Source organism: Pedobacter sp. 10L46_2, from assembly GCF_056395165.1.
Genome location: NZ_JBFTIZ010000328.1, coordinates 1 through 4,693, shown reverse-complemented (window position 1 = coordinate 4,693; position 4,693 = coordinate 1). Strand labels below are relative to the sequence as shown.

Sequence of the window (4,693 nt, the reverse complement as noted above, 5' to 3'; positions counted from 1 at the left end):
ATCCTGGCGCGGCATGGATTATTGATAAATTTGCTGGCTTAGGTGATTGTGGATTAGGATCTTTATCCTTTTTACATGAAATAAAGATACTTGTTAACGTTAAGGCAAACACTAAAGTTTTGGCAACTGGCGATAGGTAGTTTTTTGTTGTTTTCATTTTTAAGTTTTTGTGAAATAAAATAGTGTAATGTTAATGGCCATTAACGTTATTACCCATAGAACGAGCCTCATTATGAAAAAGCAACAGGGGTAGTAAATTATTTAAATTTTTAAAGTATTTTTATACTGAACTAAGGGCCAAGTGTTATGAGTTTCGAACTATCAACCAGCGTCATTTATATTACACCTGAACATGACGAAGTCTATACTTTTATAAAGGAAATAGACAATAAACAAGGTTTGTACACCTTGGATTTTAATAATGTAGTTGTTCCTGAGAATAAGATTAAGGTAAATACACACACTAACTTTAGTGTGCCTTCCTTAATGACTAAAAACCGTATCATTAATTATCATTATGATAAACTGGTTGATAGTATTGTGCGTTTTTTGATAGATCATAATCCGGCTGAGGATTTAATGAAAATATATCGGAAGAGAGAGGTGATCTACTTTGAGCCTATAATAGATGATTCTGAAAGCCCGGATGATAAAGAGCATTTTAGGGAGCTTACAGATAAATTAAATAAACTGATAGGAATGGCAAATAGTGCTATTAAAAGCCGTTTCAACAAACATATTGTAGTTATTTTAAACTACCCTCCAAAAACGCATCATCTGCATACGATACGGATTTAGTATGGTATATGGGATACTAAAAATGATTAGAAATGACTATTTATCAAGTTTCTGCTCATGTCTATATTAGTGATAGCTTTCACTAATTAGACTTCTATGAAAACGCTAGTAATTTCTAAAATTCCTGCCTATGGCAGTTTTTCAAAAGACGTAAAAATCTTACAAGAAAGATTAATTGAGCTTGGGTTTGATCCGAAAGGTGCAGATGGAATTTATGGAATGAATACCCAGCAAGCTGTGATCTCATTACAGCTAAAAAATAAGTTACAAGGATCGGGGGTTATAGGCCCTAAAACTTTAGGCTTGTTAAAACTGGTTGTATCTGATATTTCAGTAATAACGGATAGTCCGTTGATTACCAAGGATATTAAGAACAAGAAAGACAGGCATCTTCATCCAAACATGCGCCAGCGATTAGAGGCATATCTTTTTGCAAACGGGAATATTCCGGATTTCTGGACGAATAAAAAACTAAGCTCGGTTTGCATTGCAGTACAGGAAGCATTGGCAGAACTGGGTGTTAAGGAAAACGGGAGAAACAACTATGGAACTGACGTTGGCGAAGTGCAAGGTACTACCGGGGGGTTTACGCCGGGCGGAAATGGAGATGCATGGTGTTTGGATTTTGCCCAGATGAAGGTGGCAATAATTGAAGATTTCTATCAAAAGGAATCGCCGGTTCCTGCTACTGCTAATTGTGTGGATTGCTGGAAGGGATCTGAAAAGGTGGCCGGCTTAACCACATCGGTACCAACGATTGGCACTTTGGCTTTAGCACAATATATAAACAATCCAACAAGGGGTCATGCCATGGAGTGTTATGAGCTGCTTGGAGGGGGGCAAATGCGGACTGTTGAAGGGAATACTTCTGCAAATGACATGACTAATGGAAACAACTCCGGTTTTAATGTGAGGAACCAGAAACTCAATAACAGAGACACCTTAAGAACGCTTGGATTTGTATATGTATATCCAAATAATCAGGTTCCTACATAAAAGTGTATTCTACTTTAAATATTTTAAGTTTAAACCAATTATTGCTAGTGTGCTTATTATTGTTATTGTGGCGCTAACAGAGATAGAATGTAGGATTGCGGCACTTCCGCCTACGCCAATAGCTCCAAAAACTGCGACCCCAATAGCTCCGGCAGCTTGCCTTACGGTATTTAATGCAGCAGAAGCAGTACCTGACAATGATTTATCTACGCTGGATAAAATACCGTTAGTCATGGCGGGAACGGCAAGTCCCATACCCATCGGTATAATTAGAAATGGCAGGAATAACTGCCAGTAAGGTGTATTATCTTTAGCTATAAATAGCCCTGCAAACCCAACAGCAAACATTGCGAGACCTATTATAATTGGTTTCCGTATACCAAATTTATTGATTACACGACCGCTGATGAGATTGGAAATAACGAACCCTACAGTTAAAGGTAGAAAAGCCAGGCCAGCGTTGAGCGATGAATAATGGAGTACGTTTTGCAGATAAAGACTGAGTGTAAAAACAGTTCCATAGTAAGCGCCATTTAAAACGGCACCAAGTAAAAGCAGTACGTTAAACGTAGGAGCGTCAAAAAGATGAAGCGGCAGCATCGGGTGATTCACTCTTTTTTCGATAGTTAAAAATGCCACAAGCGTAGCGGCACTAAAAAGCAGGCCTCCAAATATTACCGGATCTTTAAATCCAAAGTTAGGCCATTCTATAATTACCGCAATCAGTGCTGTAATGGAGAGCATCCAGGTAATTTGTCCGGCGATATCAAATCCTTTGTTAACCGAGGTCTTATTTTGTGCCAGACGAAAACTGAACAGGAAACCAGCGAGACAAAGCGGTACATTCACAAAAAAGATATAACGCCAGTTGCTAATCTGGATGAGTAAGCCCCCAACGATAGGACCGGCAGCTATGGCGGCACTTCCTGCCGCGGTCCACAAACCTACTGCACGTACGCGCTTTGCAGGATCATGAGCAAAAGCCTGATTAAGTATGGCAAGAGAACTAGGGATCATGGTGGCCGCACCAACTCCCTGCAGTACTCTAAATGCAATGAGGGTAGCTGCGCTTCCGGCAAATCCACAACCTATAGAAGCGATCCCAAAAATACAGATGCCAAGTTGAAATATACGTTTTGCACCTAAAAGATCGCTTAAATTGCCGGCAGATAGCATAAGCACTGCAAAGGCAAGGGTATAGGCATCTATTACCCATTGTAAGGTAGTAATACTGGCATGATAGGTTTTGGCAATAGGAGGCAACGCAATATTTACAATAGAAACATCTAGCTGTGCAACTACAAAGGCCAGACTTGTTATTCCGACTATCCAGCCAAAGGGAACGGTATGATTAGGGGAAGTTGTTGTGTTTGATAAACTCATCGCTCGTTTTTGCAAGTGCAAAGGTGCACAGAAAGGACGGTTTTTTCTTAGCAGTTTCAGTTTGTTACTTTATTTTAGCAAAAATATTTTCAGAAATACTAAATCTCTTTGACTATGACCGGAATCGATAATTTCAGTGCTTTTATATTGTCAGCAATAATTGTAGTTATTACCCCGGGTATTGATACCATACTGGTTTTAACAAGAAGTATTTCAAGCGGGAAAAAAGCCGGTATGTACTCAGCATTAGGTGTAAGCACGGGCTTACTGGTACATACCTGCGCAGCTGCTTTTGGATTATCACTTATTCTCGCGAAATCTGCTTTAGCGTTTATGATTGTTAAATATTTAGGTGCAGCCTATTTAATTTATATGGGCTATAAGGCACTTTCCAGCAAGGGTGATCGTACAGCGTTAAAATCAATACCAGTTCAATATATAAGAATGGAAAAAATGTTTTGGACCGCTTTTTTAAGTGATGTTCTAAATCCGAAAATAGCCATGTTTTTCCTGGCTTTCCTTCCCCAGTTTGTTTTAACTTCGGCAATAAATAGCCCATTTCCATACCTTATTCTTGGGGTAGTTATCTTTTTGATCACGCTCGCATGGTGTGTTTTTCTGGCGCTGATGGGTGGGAATGTAGCTAAGTTATTTAACCGAAGTCCTAACACTGAAAATTGGCTGAACAAAATCTCGGGAGCTGTATTTATTATTCTGGGAATTAAGGTAGCATTGACAAAGTCATAAGGAATAAAGTAATACGGAATATCAAATGTTAATTCTCAATTAGAAACATCGTCATTTTTAATTCCTCTCCTGGTTTTCCTTACCTCATCTTTTAGCCTTCCAAAATTATAGTTCAGACTGATTCTGTATGAACGGAGATAAGATTGGTTGTGGCTTAGCTCTGTAAAATCGAACCCGGTGGTGGTTGTTTTAAGGGTTCTGAACTTATAAAAGGGATTATTTAATGCTGCTGTTAAGCTTAATTTTCCTTTGATGAGTTCATGGCTGCTGCTGAAACTGGTATTTACTTGTCCTTGTGTTATAGACTGAAATGTTTTGGAAGCAGGGTTTTTTCCAATTACACTGAGGTTTGCGCCCAATCTCCATTTTGGTGTTGGACGATATCCGCCTGTTAAGGTAAAATTGTAAAACAAATCTTTAGAATGTGGTATCACATTTCCTTCAGTTTTAATATCCAAATAATTAAAGCTCCCATTAAAATTAAAGTTCAGACTCTTGGTTACCGTATATCCCAAATTGAGATCTGCTGCCAGAACAGCGCCTTTTCCAATGTTAGCAAATGTATTTCTGGTAATTCCGGACGTCGGATCATAAGTGAAAATTCTGAAATCCAGATTATCAAATAATGAATAAGCTAATCCAAGATTAATAGAAACTTTACCATTGTGGTTATATCCTGCAAGTATGTTATTCACAGACGAGGGCATAAGGTTAGGGTTGCCGGTTGATTCTGTATTTGGGTTACTTCTGTCTACAACAGGGTTAAGCC

At 38.7% G+C, this 4,693-nt stretch carries 5 protein-coding genes; 3 read left to right on the top strand and 2 right to left on the bottom strand.

The window, feature by feature from the left end:
* Window positions 1–306: 306 nt before the first annotated feature.
* The gene (locus tag AC1DDX_RS23935) at window positions 307–798 is read left to right on the top strand and encodes a hypothetical protein (protein ID WP_172662568.1); all 492 of its coding nucleotides are present in this window, start codon (window positions 307–309) and stop codon (window positions 796–798) included.
* A 96-nt stretch (window positions 799–894) separates the two neighbouring features.
* Window positions 895–1,794, top strand: a complete 900-nt coding sequence (locus AC1DDX_RS23930; protein WP_172662569.1) for a peptidoglycan-binding domain-containing protein — start codon at window positions 895–897, stop codon at window positions 1,792–1,794.
* Window positions 1,795–1,803: 9 nt separating this feature from the next.
* Here AC1DDX_RS23930 and AC1DDX_RS23925 read toward each other — a convergent pair whose 3' ends face one another.
* The gene (locus AC1DDX_RS23925; RefSeq protein ID WP_288884073.1) at window positions 1,804–3,177 is read right to left on the bottom strand and encodes an MFS transporter; all 1,374 of its coding nucleotides are present in this window, start codon (window positions 3,175–3,177) and stop codon (window positions 1,804–1,806) included.
* Window positions 3,178–3,291: 114 nt separating this feature from the next.
* Between AC1DDX_RS23925 and AC1DDX_RS23920 the strand changes: the two genes are divergently transcribed.
* Complete coding sequence (locus AC1DDX_RS23920; protein ID WP_288884071.1) at window positions 3,292–3,924, top strand: LysE family translocator; 633 nt, start codon at window positions 3,292–3,294, stop codon at window positions 3,922–3,924.
* A gap of 35 nt (window positions 3,925–3,959) precedes the next feature.
* On the opposite strand, the gene AC1DDX_RS23915 is transcribed toward AC1DDX_RS23920, so the two are convergent.
* Window positions 3,960–4,693, bottom strand: a 734-nt coding sequence (locus AC1DDX_RS23915; RefSeq protein ID WP_477622719.1) for an outer membrane beta-barrel protein, incomplete at its 5' end; no start/stop codon positions are given.